This window comes from Pseudomonas sp. 7-41 (genome assembly GCF_021233075.1).
GTDB lineage: Bacteria > Pseudomonadota > Gammaproteobacteria > Pseudomonadales > Pseudomonadaceae > Aquipseudomonas > Aquipseudomonas veronii.
The window spans coordinates 3254679-3270644 of sequence record NZ_CP089551.1; the positions used below are offsets into that span (position 1 = coordinate 3254679).

Here is a 15966-nt window from a genome sequence, read left to right on the forward strand (position 1 = left end):
CGGCAGTCCAACTCTCAGTAAACTGTCATTTTTTCCGAATCCTTCTTTCCGAGGTTTATGCATGACAATCAGTCCTTTTGCGGGCAAACCGGCGCCAGCCCAGTTGCTGGTAGATATCCCGCGACTGGTTACGGCCTATTACACCGGTCAGCCCGATGCAGCGATCTCCACCCAGCGCGTCGCGTTCGGGACTTCCGGGCACCGGGGCAGCTCGTTCGAACTGAGCTTCAACGAATGGCATGTGCTCGCCATCAGCCAGGCCATCTGCCTGTACCGCGAAGCCCAAGGTATCGACGGGCCGTTGTTCGTCGGCCTCGACACCCATGCATTGTCGACGCCTGCGGGGGCCAGCGCGCTGGAAGTCCTGGCGGCCAACGGTGTGCATGTGATGCTCGCCGAGGGCGATGAATACACGCCGACCCCAGCCATTTCCCACGCCATCATCTGCTATAACCGCGGTCGCACCAGCGGCCTGGCCGACGGCATTGTCATCACGCCGTCCCACAACCCGCCGCAAAGCGGCGGCTACAAGTACAACCCGCCCAACGGCGGTCCGGCCGATACCCACGTCACCAAATGGATCGAGGCCAAGGCCAACGAGCTGCTGGCCAATCGGCTGGCCGGGGTCAAACGCATCACCCACGCCCAAGCGCTCAAAGCCGACACCACCCATCGCCATGACTACCTCAACAGCTACGTGGCCGACCTGATCAATGTGATCGACATGGACGCCATTCGCAGCGCCGACCTGCGTTTGGGCGTCGATCCGCTGGGCGGCGCCGGGGTGCGCTACTGGTCGGCGATTGCCGAGCACTACCGCTTGAACCTGGACGTGGTCAACACCGAAGTCGATCCGACCTTCCGCTTCATGAGCGTCGACTGGGATGGCCAGATCCGCATGGACCCGTCGTCCAGCTACGCCATGCAGGGCTTGATCGGACTCAAGGAGCGTTTCGACGTGGCCTTCGCCTGCGACCCGGACCACGATCGCCACGGCATTGTCACCCCGTCCGGCGGCCTGTTGGCGCCGAACAATTACCTGGCCGTGTCCATCGACTACCTGTTCCAGAACCGTCCCGGCTGGCGCGCCGATGCGGCCGTGGGCAAGACCGTGGTCAGCAGCGGCTTGATCGATCGCGTCGCGGCGCGCATCGGACGGCGCCTGTACGAAGTGCCGGTCGGCTTCAAGTGGTTTGCCGACGGTCTGTTCGACGGTTCGCTGGGTTTTGGCGGTGAGGAAAGCGCCGGCGCTTCGTTCCTGCGCAAGGACGGCACCGTGTGGAGCACCGACAAGGACGGTTTGATCCCGGCGCTGCTCGCGGCAGAAATGACCTCGCGCAAAGGCCAGGACCCCAGCCAGATCTACCGTGGCCTGACCGACGCTCTGGGCGAACCGTTCGCGATTCGCGTCGACGCCAAGGCCACCCCGGCGCAGAAGGCGTTGCTGGGCAAACTGTCGCCGGAGCAGGTGACGTCCACCGAATTGGCCGGGGAGCGCATCCAGCAGATCCTCAGCCATGCGCCGGGCAACAACCAGGCGATCGGCGGTTTGAAAGTCATGACCGAAAACGGCTGGTTCGCCGCACGGCCATCGGGCACCGAGGACATCTACAAGATCTACGCCGAGAGCTTCATCGGTGAAGATCACCTCAAGCAACTGGTGCAAGAGGCGCAGGTACTGGTTGACGGTGCAATCAGCGCTGGCTGACACGCCTCAGTCAATATAGGCGCGGGTCAGCCCGCGCCTATATTTCGCCTCGAGATCAGGCCAGGTCGACCAGCACGATCTCGCTGTCTTCTATCGCGGTCACGCGCAACAGCTGTTCATCTTCCACCGCGACACCGTCTCGCGCGTGCGCGCGCAAGCCATTGACCTCAATCACCCCCGTCGCCGGCACCAGGTAGGCGCGACGCCCGCTGTCCAGGCGGTATTCGGCAGTTTCCCCGGCTTTCAGGTTGGCCGCCACCAGGCGCGCATCCGCACGAATGCGTAGGCTCTCGCTGTCACCGGCCTTGCCGCTGGCCAGGGTCACAAACCCTTCGCGGTCACCTTTCGGAAACGGCTTGGCGCCCCATGACGGCGGCAGGCCGGCTTCGTTGGGGATGATCCAGATCTGGAAAATCTTGGTGGGGGTGGCTTCCAGGTTGTATTCGCTGTGGGCAATCCCGGTGCCGGCGCTCATGACCTGCACGTCACCCGCCTCGGTGCGGCCCTTGTTGCCGAGGTTGTCGGCATGGCTGATGGCACCTTCGCGCACATAGGTGATGATTTCCATGTCGCGATGCGGGTGCTGGGGAAACCCGGTGCCGGGCGCGATGATGTCGTCGTTCCAGACCCGCAGGTTGCCCCAGTGCATGCGCTGGGGATCGTGGTACTCAGCGAATGAAAAGTGATGATGGGCGTCAAGCCAGCCATGATGGGCGCCGCCCAGGGCGGTGAAAGGTCGTAATTCGAGCATGATCGTCTCCAGTTGATGGGGTCATCATCCAACAGTGCATGATCGATAAAAAGCGTAAAAAATGCCTTATTCCTATCGATCAATTGGATTGGTTTCGGATGCTTTGACTTTCACTTCATCGCCTAACTGCATGACGGCAAAGCAATTGGCTGGAACTGCGCGGCGATTCCGGCGACCATGGCGCACTCGTCAACACCCAGCTCATCGCAGGAGTCCGCGTGCCGCAGCAACAGCCTGATCTGCCCCCTGAATTGCGCCCCCTGGCCGAAATGCCATGGTTGAAACGGCTCGCCGCCCGCTTGTTCGGGCATGGCTTGACCCGCTTGCGCGCGCAACACCGGTTCTCCTGGCTGCATGGGCAGGCCGACGGTTTTCGCAGTGGGCACGAGGCGGGTGTGGAGTACGGCTATCGCGAGGGCAAGGCCGACGGCATCGAAGAAGGCCGGCAGGTCCTGCTGATTCGCGACTTCCGCCCGGAAGAACACCGTGCGCCGGGGGTGGATGACAACCTGTTCGATGATTGGCGGCTGCCCCTCACGGCCGATCTGAAAAAACGCATCAAGGCCGATGTGGCACGCTTGCTGCCGGCTCACGCGCAGCCCAGCGCCGCCCAATGGAAGATGATCTTCAGCGACACGCCGTCCACCTCGGTGATCGCCGGTGCCGGTGCGGGCAAATCCACCTCGCTGGTGTTGCGTATCCTGCTGCTCACCCATTACCTGGGTTTCGAGCTGAGCTCGATGACCGTGGTGACGTTCACCCGTGAGTCGCGCAAGGACTTCATCAACAAGCTCATGGAAGTGCTCAGCTTATGGGGGCAACCTCTTGATATCAAAGAAGCCCAGGCCGTGGTGCGGACCTTTCACTCGCGCATCCTGCCGATGGTGCGCAGCCTGCCGGGCTTCGAGCGGCTGCAGGCGTTCGAGAACCTCAGTGCGGGCTTCGAGGACGCAGACAGCAACCCGTTCGACCTGCGCCTCAACGAGGCGCAACGCCAGCAGATGAACGCCTGCTACCACCGGCTGTACGGCCAGCACACGCGCTTTCGCGAACTGATTGCACCGCTGGCGCGCCATGGTTTGCAGCTCAAGGAGCTGGAGCGTGATCACCCGGACGTGCAGAAGCGCATGGCCGTGACAGAACTGGCCGCCAAGCGCGATGAAGAGCTGTGTGACGTGATTGAAGACCTGTGGTTTCGCGCGGGCGCCTGGCCGATCAAAGGGATCGAGCCGAGTCGCCAGACCGTGGAGATCAATGGCGCGCAATTCCATTGCCATGGCTATATTCCCGAGCTGGATGCCTGGGTCGTGCTGGGCTTCGATTCGCGGGAAAACGCCCAGCTCAGCCGCCCCAATGCCAAGCTGTCGGTGCGTGCGGAATGGGCGGTCAAGCGCACCCTTTTTCAAGCATTCTGCCGTAAGCCTTTGATATGGCTGGATAGTTATGAGTCGTCCAAGCGTCTTTTAAGCAGCCTGGCCGGTGACGCCAGTGCGGGGCCGGGGTTCGATTACAAGGTCAAAGGCGAGCTGGCGTCGGCGCCGTTGCTGGACTGTTTTGTCATGGCCGCAGGTTTCATCGAGAACCTCGGTCTGGACGTGCCCAGTGCCGTGGGCCAGATGAGTTTCGCCAAAGACGATCCGGACCGCGCCTTCTTCGAGGCCTTGAGCATTTTCTGGAAAGCTCTGGAAGATCATCTGCTCGACCAGTCGCCGCCGATCATGACCTACAACCGCATGTTCTCGCTGTTTGGCGAAAACACCCCGGAAAACCTCAAGTTGCTCAGCGACCCCCTGTTGCGGCCGCTGTCACACCTGATGATCGACGAGTTCCAGGACGTCTCGCCGCAGATCGTCTCCTGGCTGCGCGCCAGCCTGCGTGAAATCCGCAGCCGTGGGCCAGCCATGCATGTAGGACGCGGCGCCCAGCATTCGTCACTGCTGTGCGTAGGGGATGACTGGCAGTCGATCTATGGCTGGCGCGGCAGTTCGCCGAAGTACTTCATGCAGTTCAACCAGGAATTCCCGGCACCGAGTACCACCCGCGTCATGCTCGGCGAGAACTATCGCAGCCATCAGCACATCATCGATGCCGCCGAACACATTGTGCGCGCCGCGCCGGCGATCCCCGGCAAGAAGGCCAAAGCCAGCGGCATACCCAAGGCGTTGGTGCCCGTTACGGTACTGGAACGCGACGATGCGGCCTTGGGCCGGCGCCTGCAGGAGCACTATCAAAAGGGTGATTCGGTGTTAATGTTGTATCGAAAAAGTAGCGATAAGTTATTGATTAATGAGCATATTCAATCTGTAGTTAATGTGGATTCTAGCTTGCCGCCCGCGGCGCGCAGGCTCAAGCAATTGACCTATCACAGCGCCAAAGGCCTGCAGGCGGATGCGGTGTTCCTGCTTGGGGATTGCCAGCATGTCACCCGTTCGCCGTACAAGAACCAGGTGTACCGCATGGCGGGCCTGGGCAAGGCCGGCGACACCGAACCCTACGACAACGCGCAAAAAGACGAAGTGCTGCGCCTGGCGTATGTCGGCATTACCCGCGCGGTCAGCCATTGCTACTGGTATGTGGAAAAACCCGAGGGCCAGGCCGTGAATGTGCCGAAGGCCTCGGAGCGGGTCGACGCCAGGAAAGCGTTCTTTGACGATCAGCGCTAAGCACTGCCTGGCACAGGCCCTATGTAGGGGCTTGCCCGCAATAGCGGTGCATCAGTCGATAGACCGCTCGACTGGCGCACCGCTGGTCGTGTTCAAGCCCTTAACAAATGTGGCGGCACAAAACACTCCAGCTCCGCTTCCACCGCTTCGATGATGCGCTCTACATCGGTAGCATTCATCACGGTGGCGCAGGGGATGCCAGCGATGGCGATCAGCGTCTCGCCGCTGGCGCGGTCGAACAGACGCGCGACCATACTGCCGGGAGCGTCCATGCTCCCTTCGAAGCCCATGGGATGGAAATGCCAGCGCATCAGCTGGCAGGCGTTGGGGAATGTCACTTTGTTCATGTTGCCCACCTTGTTCATTGAGCGCTTCCTTTAGCTCGCGGCAGGGGGCCATGACCGTCACTGGTCACAGCGAGTGAGAGTGTAAAAATAGCATTCGTTCATAAATGCAAGGGCAGTTTTTTCGCCCCGTTCGGCGGTTCTTTTCCTATAGCTTGACGTGTGTCATGTCTTGCTAAAGGCTGGGCAAAAGGCCATTAGTCAGAAGTTGCCGTCGGCCATTGATGGCAGCGCTGAAATTCGGCAACCTCCACCTTTTACCCGTCGTAGAGCCATGCATGCCCCACACCGCCGCGGACGATGATTGCCAGCACACCCACGCCACGCGCGAGCTAGTGACGCGCCACCACCTGTGCTGGCGTCATCGTGACCTGGATGGCGTGATGTCTTACTACCATCCGCACATCCAGTACCACGACTTCTTCCAGAACCGCGTCGTCGGCTACGCCGAACTGCGCGAGTACCTGCAAGCCAGCATGCCGCGCGGGCCCGACGAGGCCATCGAGCACATGGACCGCATTCGCGCCGATGGCGACACCGCGTTCATCCAGTACCGCATCACCCTGCGCGGCGGGCAGGGCCTGGTGTCGTTCCGTACCAGTGAGGCCATCACCGTGCGCGACGGGCTGATCTGGCGGGTCAACGAATATGCGTCACTGGTGCATGAGCACAGCCCCCAAACCACGCGCCCGAGCGTCAGCCGCCTGGGCCTGTCGCCCCAGCAACTAGGGCATATGGCCAACGACCTGCAGCACTACTTCCAGCAGCAACAACCCTACCTGGACCCGGAGTTGGACCTGCAACGGGTTGCCAAGGAGTGCGGTTACAGTCGCAATCAGATTTCCTACTTGCTCAATCAAGTCCTCGGGCAAACCTTCTATCGCTATGTCAATCAGGCTCGGCTCGTGCATTTGCTGGCTGCGCTGGATAAAGCCAGGCCGCCCATACGCGTGGACGACTTGGCCTATGCGGCGGGGTTCAATTCGTTATCGGCGTTTTATAGCGCTTTTCGCCAGCACACCGGCCTGACGCCGAAGGCTTACATTAAAGGGCGCTTTGAGGGCGAGTCGGCTAGATCAACTGGCAATAAAAAAGATGTGGGTTAAACCTGTCATGTTCGACAGGTTTTTCATTCGCGGATTCGTAGTGTAATGCCCAGGCATCTTTTCTTTCAGTTGGAGTGTCGCTATGTCTAAGCACAATAAATCCGCCCACCCGAACGGTCCAGAGAGTGAAGGCCGCATGGACGGAATCATTAACATCGACGGAACGGGTCACACCTTTCAAGCGGACCGTGTGTATATGGATGAGCAAGACGGTGCGCTGAGGTTTTTCGGTGCCCGAACCGTTGACGAGAACCCGGATAAATTCGAAGCGGTTCAAGTGCAACTCACACCGCCCACCATTTCGACGGGTAAATACCAGGTGGGCGGGGAGAGTGTTAAAGATGTTATTTACGTCGACCATCAAACCGGTAACAGCTATACAGCTGACAAAGGCGAGGTGTCGCTCACCAGGAGCATCCCCCTTAAACAGTTATTCGGGGTAGTGAGTTGTGAGTTCAGTGTTGGCGGTCGAACGACTATCGTAAACGTCCAGTACGCCTTCAAGGGGTAGAATAAATAGTCGGCCCCGCAGCCTCTGCCCGCGTCGGTTAGCGCCAATCATTCGGCGTTGACGGGGCAGCAGGTCGCGCCAACATTTCCCTGCGTGCACGCGCGCAAGACAGCCCCTGACATCCCGCTCTAGGATCCAGCCTATCGAAACGAGGTAGGGGAACCTGGCATGCCGGCATGGCGCACTATCAGTTTATGGATGGACCAGTTGGACGACCCGCTGCTGGCGCGGCCGTCTCTGGAGCACGACCTGGACGTCAACGTGGCCATCATCGGCGCCGGTTACACCGGTCTGTGGACCGCGTATTACCTCAAGCGCCAGGCGCCCGAGCTGAACATTGCCATCATCGAGGCGCAAACCGCCGGTTTCGGCGCGTCCGGGCGCAATGGCGGCTGGTTGATGGGCAACCTGTTGGGGGAAGACCGTTTACTCGCCGGCCTCACGCCCGAGCAGCGGCGTGCTTCGTTTGACCTGCTGCACGGCATTCCCGACGAAGTGGCGCAGGTGCTGGCCCGCGAAGGCATCGACTGCGACTACCGCAAGGGCGGCGCCCTGTACTGCGCCGCGCGTTACCCCGAGCAGGAAAGCAGCCTGCGCCTTTATCTGGACAAGCTCTACGCCCAAGGCCTCACCGAGGCCGACTACCGCTGGCTGAACCCGCAACAACTGGCTGAGCAACTGCGAATCGCCAAGCCCTTTGGCGCGGTTTATGCGCCCCATGTGGCGACGATCAACCCAGCCAAGTTGGTCCGCGGCCTGGCGCGGGTGGTGGAACGCATGGGCGTCAAGATCTACGAAAACTCCCCCGTTACCCATTGGCAGTCCGGCCGCCTGCGCACTGCAAAAGCCGGCGTGCGTGCCGCCTGGGTGGTGCCGGCCGTGGAGGGCTACGCGACCACCTTGGCGCCGTTGGGTCGCTACCAACTGCCGGTGCAAAGCCTGATCGTCGCCACCGAGCCATTACCCGCCAGCACCTGGGACGAAATCGGCCTGAGGCATGGCCAGGCCTTCGGCGAAAGCAGCCGCCAGGTCACCTATGGCCAGCGCTCGGCCGACAACCGTCTGGTGTTCGGTGCCCGTGGCGGTTATCAGTTTGCTGGCAAATTGCGCCACGACTTCGATTTGACCGACAGCGAAGTGGCGCTGCGTCGCTACCTGTTCGGCGAGCTGTTCCCACAGTTGAAAAACGTGCGGATTACCCACTCCTGGGGCGGCAACCTCGGCATGTCGCGCCAGTTCCGACCGCACATGCTCTGCCATCACGCCACCGGCATCGCACTGTCCGGCGGCTACGGCGGGGAGGGCGTCGGTGCCACCAACCTGGGCGGCCGCACCCTGGCCGACCTGATCCTGGGCCAGGAGACGCCGTTGACCCATCAACCCTGGGTGATCCGCGAGCGTGGCTTGGAGGCGCTCAAGGCCTGGGAGCCGGAGCCGTGCCGCTGGCTGGGCTACAACGCGATCATTCGCAGTTTTGTCCATGAGGACCAGGTATTGGCCAACCCCAATACCGCGCCCTGGCGCCGCAAGTTGGCGATCGGCGTGGCCGGGTTCATGGAAAGTTTCATGCACTGAGCCGTTCCACTCACACAGGTAGCCCCATGAGCATCACTCAATTCAAAGACGCGCTGAATGCCCATCTGCCGGATTCGTCACCGGTCGCCGTGCCCCTGGGCGAGCCGATCGCCGTGGCGTCAAGCTTGAGCGTCGAGCGCAGCGACGGCGTCGAAACCGGTATCTGGGCCTGTACCCCCGGCCGCTGGCGCCGGCAGATCAAAGCCCAGGAGTTTTGCCACTTTATCCAGGGCCGCTGCACCTTCACCCCTGACGACGGTGAAATCGTCCACCTACAAGCCGGCGATGCACTGATGTTGCCGGCCAACAGCAGCGGAACCTGGGATATCCAGGAAACCGTGCGCAAGACCTATGTATTGATCCTGTAACGCTTTGATCCTTGATCGCCTGCCATAAAAACAGCCCTAAAACCGCCAGGAAATCGAACCATGAAAGCCATTGCCCTGTTGCCCTTGATGTTGGTGGCCTCTGTCAGCCAGGCCGCCGAGACGGTGAAGATCTACAACTGGTCGAGCTACATTGCGCCGGACACCACGAAGAACTTCCAGAAAAAAACCGGCATCGGTTTCAGCTACGACGTGTACGACAGCAACGAAACCCTCGACGGCAAGTTGATGACCGGTAACTCCGGCTATGACGTGGTGTTCCCCTCCAACCACTTCATGGCGCGGCAGATCCAGGGCGGCGCCCTGAAGAAGCTCGACAAGAGCCAATTGCCCAATTGGAAGAACCTCAACCCGGTGCTGCTCAAGGCCCTGGAAAACAACGACCCGGGCAACGCCCACGGCTTCCCGTACCTGTGGGGCAGCACCGGCATCGGCTACAACGTCGACAAGGTCAAGGCAGTGCTGGGCGATAACGCGCCTGTGAATTCCTGGGACCTGATCTTCAAGCCCGAATACATGCAAAAGCTCAGCAAATGCGGGGTGGCCATCCTCGACAATGGCCCGGAATTGTTGCCGATCGCTCTGAATTACCTGGGGCTGCCACCCCACAGCAAGAAGCCTGAGGACTACAAGAAAGCCGAGGCGCTGCTGATGAAAGTTCGCCCCTACGTGGCGTACTTCCACTCCTCGAAATACACCGGCGACCTGGCCAATGGCGACATCTGCGTGGCCGTCGGTTTCTCCGGCGACGTGCTGCAAGCCGAAAGCCGCGCCAAGGAAGCCAAGAATGGCGTGAACATCGGCTATCAGATCCCCAAGGAAGGCGCCGCGATCTGGTTCGACATGGTGGCCATGCCCGCCGACGCCCCGGATGAAAAGGCCGGGTATGCCTTCATGAACTACTTGCTGGAGCCCCAAGTGATGGCCGACATCACCAACTCCGTTCATTACGCCAACGGCAACAGTGCGGCGGACAGCCTGGTGGACCCGGCAATCAAGGCCGATACCAAGATCTACCCAAGCGCGGAAATGATGGGCAAGTTGTTCGCGCTGGAAGCGATGCCGCTGAATATCGACCGGGTTCGCACGCGGGTGTGGAACACCATTCGTACCGGGCGCTGAAGAACTGATGTGGGAGGACGTAAACCCCCTCCCACATTTGGATTCAGGGGTTTTCCAGGTCATGCCCCAACGACTGGATAAACAACGAGAACAGCTCCGGCTGCGAAGAAATATCCAGCTTGGCGTACAGATGCCGGCGATGCACTTTGACCGTATCCGGCGAGATATTCAGGCGCTCGGCCATGGCCTTGGAGGAGAACCCGCGCAATACCAGGCGGGCGACTTCCAGCTCGCGGTCCGAGAGCACGCCGCAGCCGAAATGGCTCAGCGCATCGCGAATCTGGCTGGCCATCGCCTGCGCTGCCGGTACACGCTGGGTGCTTTGCTGCCAATGCTGCTGCATCAACGGCAGCACCCACGCGGCCAAGGTGGTCAGCAGCCCGGTTTCTTCAGCACTGAAGCGCCGCTGCATGCCCAATGACAGCGACAATGTGCCCGCGCCAGGTAGTTGCAGGATGAATTGCACCTCGTCTTCCAGCACGTTGTCGTGGAAGTAGTTGAGGAAGTATTCGCTCTGGCGGAAATGGTCCGGCGCCACTTCCTCCAGGCGGTACACGCCGCTGGCATACCCTTCGCGGCAGGCCTGGAAAAACGGGTCAAGCACGTACAGGCCGTTGAGGTACACCAGCATCGACGCCGGTTTGCTGCTGGGCTGGGCGTCGTATTCCTCCAGGGCCTGGGGCAGGCCATCGAGCGGGTAGAAAATCGCCAGGGCGTTATCGAACGGCAGGCATTGGTGCAACAACAGCACCAGCTGTTTCCAGAATCGCTCGCTGCCGATCTGTGACAGGGTGCGCCCCAGCCCCGCATGCATGCCGACTTCCCTGAACAGGCTCATGTCACAGGTTCCCCTCATCAAAAGATCGGCCAAGGGTTCGGCTTTTGCCGGGTGTCGTCAAGGGGAGTACGCCAATAGGGGAATTGGCTGACAACAGCTCTGGCTTTAACTTCGCGATCATTGAGTGGGAAACATATCCCACGACTTTCAGACTTTTCGTTTCTGCCTCACACCAAAAACAACGACAGAGGATAACGATATGAGTGCTTCCCCCGCGCCTGACGGCGTGCTCAAGCCCACCCTGAGCGTCTTCGATGTGGTGGCCATTACCGTTTCGGCGGTGACGCCCGCCAGTTCGGTGTTCGTGATCGCCCCGTTCGCCATTCAACAGGCCGGCAGCGGCGTGTTCCTGGCCTTTGTCATGGCCGCCTTGCTCGCGCTGATGTTCGCCTTTTGCTACGCCGAACTGGGCCGCGCCCACAACAGCGCTGGCGGTGAATATGTGTATGCCAAGCGGGTATTCGGCGGCATGGCGGGCTATGCGACGTTCCTGACGGTACTGGTGATGTTGCTGTTTATCCCACCGGTACTGGCCACGGGCGCGGCGACCTACTTGAATAACGCCCTGGGCACCCGGTTCGATGCCCAGACCGTTGCGCTGGTCATTGTGGTGTGCAGTTACGCCCTGGGCATCCTTAATATCAAGCTCAATGCCTGGATCACCGGCACTTGCCTGCTGCTGGAAGTGGCGGCCTTGCTGGTGATCGTGTTCCTCGGCTTCGGCCATCCGGTGCAGCCGGTCAGCGTGCTGTTTCAGCCGCAGATCGTCGAAAACGGCATGTTGCACCTGGCGCCCTGGGCCCTGGTGATCGGCGCGGTCGGCATCGGCCTGTTCTCCTTCAATGGCTACGGGCCGGCGGTGCTGCTGGCCGAAGACATGAAATGCGGCGGCAAGGGCGTACACAAAGCGGTGTTGTGGTCCCTGGGGCTGGTGGTGGTGATCGAACTGGTGCCGATCACGGCGCTGCTGATCGGCGCGCCGTCGCTGAGTGCGATGATCAGCAGCCCCGACCCCATCGGCTACCTGCTGACCAGCCATGGCAACGAAACCTTGTCACGCCTGGTCAGTGCCGGGATCTTCCTCTCGGTGTTCAACGCCATCGTCGCCATCGTGATCCAGATCGGCCGCGTGGTATTCAGCAGCGGCCGCGACGCCCTGTGGACGCCGACCATCAACAAACTGTTCACGCGCATTCACCCGCGCTGGGATTCGCCCTGGCTGGCGACGCTGTTCCTGGCGATCCCTTCGGCGCTGCTGAGTTTCAGCTCCAACCTGGCGGACCTCACCTCGTTCAGTGTGCTGCTGATCATGCTGGTGTACCTGATCGTGGCCTTGAGTGCGCTGATGAGCCGGGTGCTGCTGCGTGAGCGCGCACATCCGTATCGCATGCCCTTGTGGCCGCTGCCGGCATTGCTGGCGGTGCTGGGCGCCGGGTATCTGTTGATGACCTTGATCGCGGAGGCTTCGGTGCGCGACATCATGGTCATCATCGGCTTGCTGGCGCTGTCGGTGATTCTGTATTGCATCAGTGGCCGGTTGAGTCCGGCGTATCAGAAACTGTAAGGAGTGGTTATGCGCGCACGTCAATTGGGCATCACGTTGGGGCTGGGCACGCCCGGCGCGTTGAATGCCATCACCGATGTTCCCGGCGTCCGGGTCGGCCACAGCACGCTCAAGACCCGCGTCGACGGTAAACAGGTGTGTACCGGCGTCACAGTGGTCCAGCCGCGTGTCGGCGAGGCGCGGCAGCAGCCGTGCTTTGCCGGGTATCACGTGCTCAACGGCAATGGCGACGCCACGGGCCTGGAGTGGATCAGCGAAGCAGGGCTGTTGACCACGCCATTGGCGATCACCAACACCCACAGCCTCGGCATTGTGCGCGACACCCTGATTGCCCTGGAGCGCGAGCGTCTGGCGGACCCGGCCGTGTACTGGTGCATGCCGGTGGTGATGGAAACCTACGACGGCCTGCTGAACGATATCTGGGGCCAGCACGTCAAGCCTGCGCATGTGCGCGAGGCGCTGGACCACGCCGAAAGTGGCCCGGTACAGGAAGGCGCGGTGGGCGGCGGCACCGGGATGATCTGCCATGAATTCAAGGGCGGCATCGGCACCGCGTCGCGCCGGTTGCCGGCGGAGCAGGGCGGCTGGACGGTCGGCGTGCTGGTGCAGGCCAACCATGGCAAGCGCCAGGAACTGCGGGTTGACGGCTACCCGGTGGGCCGGCAGTTGATGACGATCCCATCGCCGTTCGCCGAGCGGGGCACGCCGGGCATGGGCTCGATCGTGGTGATCCTGGCCACCGACGCGCCGTTGCTGCCCCATCAATGCCGGCGCCTGGCGCAACGCGCGTCCATCGGCATTGCGCGCACCGGCGGCGGCACCGAGGACTCCAGCGGCGACCTGTTCCTGGCCTTCGCCACCGGCAATCAGGCGCTGCCCCCGGCGGACTATGGGCGCAAGGACCTGGCGTTCAGCAGCGCGGTGCAGATGGTCAATAACGATCATATGTCCCCGCTGTTCCTCGCCGCGGCGGAGGCAGTGGAGGAGGCGATCGTCAACGCCATGCTGGCCGGTGAGAGCATGACCACCGACGACGGGGTGCGGGTGCCGGGTCTGGACGGCGAAACACTGTTGCAGGCATTGCGCGAGACGGGCTGGAACAGCTGCCGATAATCCGGTGTATTTATAAAGATGCTGGCTCTTTAATGCGGCGAATGACACCGTGACAATATATTGGATCCATCTAAACAAGTGCGCCGCTCAAGTTGAGCGGCTTTACCGCTATTTAATATTTAAATAACAGCGCGGTGCTTTTTGTCGGACAAAAGCAACTAACCCCCTACAAACATTGCACGCGACTTGCTTAAGTTGCCGACTTGTCGGTTTTCACTGCGTAAATAGATGTAGACGAAAGATTTCAAGTTGTGTCAGTTTCGTGACGCCTTCAAAAGAGGCGAGTGATAGGACGATCTCGCCAGCGGGGTTCCTATCGACCCAAGACTGATGCACTTGCACACAAGGAAGTACGTTTATGTCAAAAGTAAAAGACCAGGCTATTGTGTCTGCCGCGCAAGCCAGCACTGCGTATACGCAAATCGATAGTTTCAGCCATCTGTACGACCGTGGCGGCAACCTCACGATCAATGGCAAACCCTCCTACTCCGTTGACCAGGCCGCCACCCAGCTGCTGCGCGACGGCGCCGCGTACCGGGACGTCGACGGCAACGGCAAGATCGACCTGACCTACACCTTCCTGACCTCGGCCTCCTCGAGCACGCTGAACAAGCATGGCATCTCGGGCTTCAGCCAGTTCAACAGCCAGCAGAAAGCCCAGGCCGCACTGGCCATGCAGTCCTGGTCGGATGTCGCCAACGTTGCCTTCACCGAGAAGGCCAGCGGCGGCGATGGGCATATGACCTTCGGCAACTACAGCGGCGGCCAGGACGGCGCGGCGGCCTTCGCCTACCTGCCCGGCACCGGCGCGGGCTACGACGGCACCTCGTGGTACCTGACCAACAGCAGCTACACACCCAACAAGACCCCGGACCTGAACAACTACGGCCGGCAGACCCTGACCCACGAGATCGGTCATACCCTGGGCCTGGCTCACCCCGGCGACTACAACGCCGGGAACGGCAACCCGACCTACAACGACGCGACCTATGGACAGGACACGCGCGGCTACAGCCTCATGAGTTACTGGAGCGAGAGCAACACCAACCAGAACTTCAGCAAGGGCGGGGTCGAGGCCTATGCCTCCGGGCCGTTGATCGACGATATCGCGGCGATCCAGAAGCTTTACGGCGCGAACTACGCCACCCGCGCTGGCGACACCACCTACGGCTTCAACTCCAACACCGGGCGTGATTTCCTCAGCGCCACCGCCAACGCCGACAAGCTGGTGTTTTCGGTCTGGGACGGCGGCGGCAACGACACCCTGGATTTTTCCGGTTTCACCCAGAACCAGAAGATCAACCTCAATGAGACCTCGTTCTCCGACGTTGGCGGCCTGGTGGGCAACGTGTCCATCGCCAAGGGCGTCACCGTGGAAAACGCCTTCGGCGGCGCGGGCAACGATCTGATCATCGGCAACAATGCCGCCAACCTGATCAAGGGCGGGGCCGGCAACGACCTCATCTACGGCGCTGGCGGTGCGGACCAACTGTGGGGCGGCGCCGGCAACGACACCTTTGTGTTCGGTGCCAGTTCCGATTCCAAGCCAGGTGCGGCGGACAAGATCTTTGACTTCACCAGCGGCGCCGACAAGATCGACCTGAGCGGCATCACCAAAGGTGCGGGCCTGAGCTTCGTCAACGCGTTCACCGGGCATGCCGGCGACGCAGTATTGAGCTATGCCTCGGGCACCCACCTGGGTACCTTGGCCGTGGACTTCTCCGGGCACGGCGTGGCGGATTTCCTCGTCACCACCGTGGGCCAGGCAGCGGTCAGCGACATCGTGGCCTGATGCTCCGGCGCGGCGTTGTGGCGCCGCGCTTCCAGGAGGGGCATACACATGCCGCGTTTTGTGCATTTGATCGCCTGTGTCCTACAGGTGTTGTTCGTGTCGGCAGGAGCCCATGCAATGGCTAGCAGTCTCGTTTTACCCACCACCGCGCAGTTGGCCGGACATTGGCAACTGCACCGACAGGATCAGGTCTGTGCCCTGGATTTGCTGGAGCAAGCCACCGCCGTGGGGGGCGATGTGGCCTGCGTTGAGCAATGGCTGGGAGACAAACCCCTGACATGGTCGCCGACGCCGGACGGGATCTGGTTGATGAATGCCGAAGGTTCCGGGATTACCCACTTGAATCGTCAGCGCGACGGTGAATACCAGGCGCGCACGCCATCTGGCGATATCGTGACATTGCAACGAATACCTTAGTTATAACGCTATAACTCGAATTTAATAGTTGGCCGCCGCTTATTCAGGGGCTGGGGCAACTATTGCCGGTCATTGG

The 15966-nt window shown here is 61.2% G+C and carries 14 protein-coding genes; 11 read left to right on the forward strand and 3 right to left on the reverse strand.

What is annotated here, in order from left to right; genetic code table 11:
• The first annotated feature begins 61 nt into the window (after positions 1-61).
• Positions 62-1708 (forward strand): phosphoglucomutase (alpha-D-glucose-1,6-bisphosphate-dependent), encoded by a 1647-nt coding sequence (pgm, locus tag LQ249_RS14600; protein WP_046484153.1) that lies wholly within the window; start codon positions 62-64, stop codon positions 1706-1708.
• A gap of 55 nt (positions 1709-1763) precedes the next feature.
• On the opposite strand, the gene LQ249_RS14605 is transcribed toward pgm, so the two are convergent.
• The gene (locus LQ249_RS14605; protein WP_057004051.1) at positions 1764-2459 is read right to left on the reverse strand and encodes a pirin family protein; all 696 of its coding nucleotides are present in this window, start codon (positions 2457-2459) and stop codon (positions 1764-1766) included.
• A gap of 218 nt (positions 2460-2677) precedes the next feature.
• On the opposite strand from LQ249_RS14605, the gene LQ249_RS14610 reads away from it, so the two are divergent.
• On the forward strand, positions 2678-5122 hold the full coding sequence (locus LQ249_RS14610) for a UvrD-helicase domain-containing protein (RefSeq protein ID WP_057004052.1): 2445 nt from the start codon (positions 2678-2680) through the stop codon (positions 5120-5122).
• A gap of 92 nt (positions 5123-5214) precedes the next feature.
• Here the strand turns inward: LQ249_RS14610 and LQ249_RS14615 are convergent, their stop codons facing one another.
• Positions 5215-5487, reverse strand: a complete 273-nt coding sequence (locus LQ249_RS14615; protein WP_017845703.1) for a DUF1652 domain-containing protein — start codon at positions 5485-5487, stop codon at positions 5215-5217.
• A 257-nt stretch (positions 5488-5744) separates the two neighbouring features.
• On the opposite strand from LQ249_RS14615, the gene LQ249_RS14620 reads away from it, so the two are divergent.
• From LQ249_RS14620 to LQ249_RS14640, 5 genes are all read left to right on the forward strand, one after another.
• A complete protein-coding gene (locus LQ249_RS14620; protein WP_046383340.1) occupies positions 5745-6572 on the forward strand; it encodes a helix-turn-helix transcriptional regulator in 828 nt (275 codons plus the stop codon).
• An 82-nt stretch (positions 6573-6654) separates the two neighbouring features.
• A complete protein-coding gene (locus LQ249_RS14625) occupies positions 6655-7083 on the forward strand; it encodes a hypothetical protein (protein ID WP_104903136.1) in 429 nt (142 codons plus the stop codon).
• Positions 7084-7251: 168 nt separating this feature from the next.
• Positions 7252-8658 carry an NAD(P)/FAD-dependent oxidoreductase gene (locus LQ249_RS14630; RefSeq protein ID WP_017845706.1) on the forward strand — a complete coding sequence of 469 codons (1407 nt, stop codon included), beginning with the start codon at positions 7252-7254 and terminating at the stop codon, positions 8656-8658.
• Between the two features lie 26 nt (positions 8659-8684).
• Entirely contained in the window at positions 8685-9026 is a 342-nt protein-coding gene (locus LQ249_RS14635) for a cupin domain-containing protein (RefSeq protein WP_017845707.1), read from the forward strand.
• A gap of 60 nt (positions 9027-9086) precedes the next feature.
• Positions 9087-10166 carry a polyamine ABC transporter substrate-binding protein gene (locus LQ249_RS14640; protein WP_232566591.1) on the forward strand — a complete coding sequence of 360 codons (1080 nt, stop codon included), beginning with the start codon at positions 9087-9089 and terminating at the stop codon, positions 10164-10166.
• Between the two features lie 43 nt (positions 10167-10209).
• Here LQ249_RS14640 and LQ249_RS14645 read toward each other — a convergent pair whose 3' ends face one another.
• Positions 10210-11004, reverse strand: a complete 795-nt coding sequence (locus LQ249_RS14645) for a helix-turn-helix transcriptional regulator (protein ID WP_017845709.1) — start codon at positions 11002-11004, stop codon at positions 10210-10212.
• A 199-nt stretch (positions 11005-11203) separates the two neighbouring features.
• Here LQ249_RS14645 and LQ249_RS14650 point away from each other — a divergent pair, with 199 nt between their 5' ends.
• The 4 genes from LQ249_RS14650 (at position 11204) to LQ249_RS14665 (ending at position 15890) form a co-directional block, all read left to right on the forward strand.
• A complete protein-coding gene (locus LQ249_RS14650; RefSeq protein WP_017845710.1) occupies positions 11204-12568 on the forward strand; it encodes an APC family permease in 1365 nt (454 codons plus the stop codon).
• Between the two features lie 9 nt (positions 12569-12577).
• On the forward strand, positions 12578-13681 hold the full coding sequence (locus LQ249_RS14655; RefSeq protein WP_046383346.1) for a DmpA family aminopeptidase: 1104 nt from the start codon (positions 12578-12580) through the stop codon (positions 13679-13681).
• Positions 13682-14039: 358 nt separating this feature from the next.
• Complete coding sequence (locus tag LQ249_RS14660; protein ID WP_046383347.1) at positions 14040-15473, forward strand: serralysin family metalloprotease; 1434 nt, start codon at positions 14040-14042, stop codon at positions 15471-15473.
• A 48-nt stretch (positions 15474-15521) separates the two neighbouring features.
• Positions 15522-15890: an AprI/Inh family metalloprotease inhibitor gene (locus tag LQ249_RS14665; RefSeq protein ID WP_017845713.1), complete on the forward strand. Its 369-nt coding sequence runs from the start codon at positions 15522-15524 to the stop codon at positions 15888-15890.
• Positions 15891-15966: the final 76 nt, after the last annotated feature.

Bases quoted from the DNA above. Each gene is read 5' to 3' on its own strand.
- pgm (WP_046484153.1), top strand. From the start codon at position 62: ATGACAATCAGTCCTTTTGCGGGCAAACCGGCGCCAGCCCAGTTGCTG.
- LQ249_RS14605 (WP_057004051.1), bottom strand. From the start codon at position 2,459: ATGCTCGAATTACGACCTTTCACCGCCCTGGGCGGCGCCCATCATGGC.
- LQ249_RS14615 (WP_017845703.1), bottom strand. From the start codon at position 5,487: ATGAACAAGGTGGGCAACATGAACAAAGTGACATTCCCCAACGCCTGC.
- LQ249_RS14620 (WP_046383340.1), top strand. From the start codon at position 5,745: ATGCCCCACACCGCCGCGGACGATGATTGCCAGCACACCCACGCCACG.
- LQ249_RS14625 (WP_104903136.1), top strand. From the start codon at position 6,655: ATGTCTAAGCACAATAAATCCGCCCACCCGAACGGTCCAGAGAGTGAA.
- LQ249_RS14630 (WP_017845706.1), top strand. From the start codon at position 7,252: ATGCCGGCATGGCGCACTATCAGTTTATGGATGGACCAGTTGGACGAC.
- LQ249_RS14635 (WP_017845707.1), top strand. From the start codon at position 8,685: ATGAGCATCACTCAATTCAAAGACGCGCTGAATGCCCATCTGCCGGAT.
- LQ249_RS14640 (WP_232566591.1), top strand. From the start codon at position 9,087: ATGAAAGCCATTGCCCTGTTGCCCTTGATGTTGGTGGCCTCTGTCAGC.
- LQ249_RS14645 (WP_017845709.1), bottom strand. From the start codon at position 11,004: ATGAGCCTGTTCAGGGAAGTCGGCATGCATGCGGGGCTGGGGCGCACC.
- LQ249_RS14650 (WP_017845710.1), top strand. From the start codon at position 11,204: ATGAGTGCTTCCCCCGCGCCTGACGGCGTGCTCAAGCCCACCCTGAGC.
- LQ249_RS14655 (WP_046383346.1), top strand. From the start codon at position 12,578: ATGCGCGCACGTCAATTGGGCATCACGTTGGGGCTGGGCACGCCCGGC.
- LQ249_RS14660 (WP_046383347.1), top strand. From the start codon at position 14,040: ATGTCAAAAGTAAAAGACCAGGCTATTGTGTCTGCCGCGCAAGCCAGC.
- LQ249_RS14665 (WP_017845713.1), top strand. From the start codon at position 15,522: ATGCCGCGTTTTGTGCATTTGATCGCCTGTGTCCTACAGGTGTTGTTC.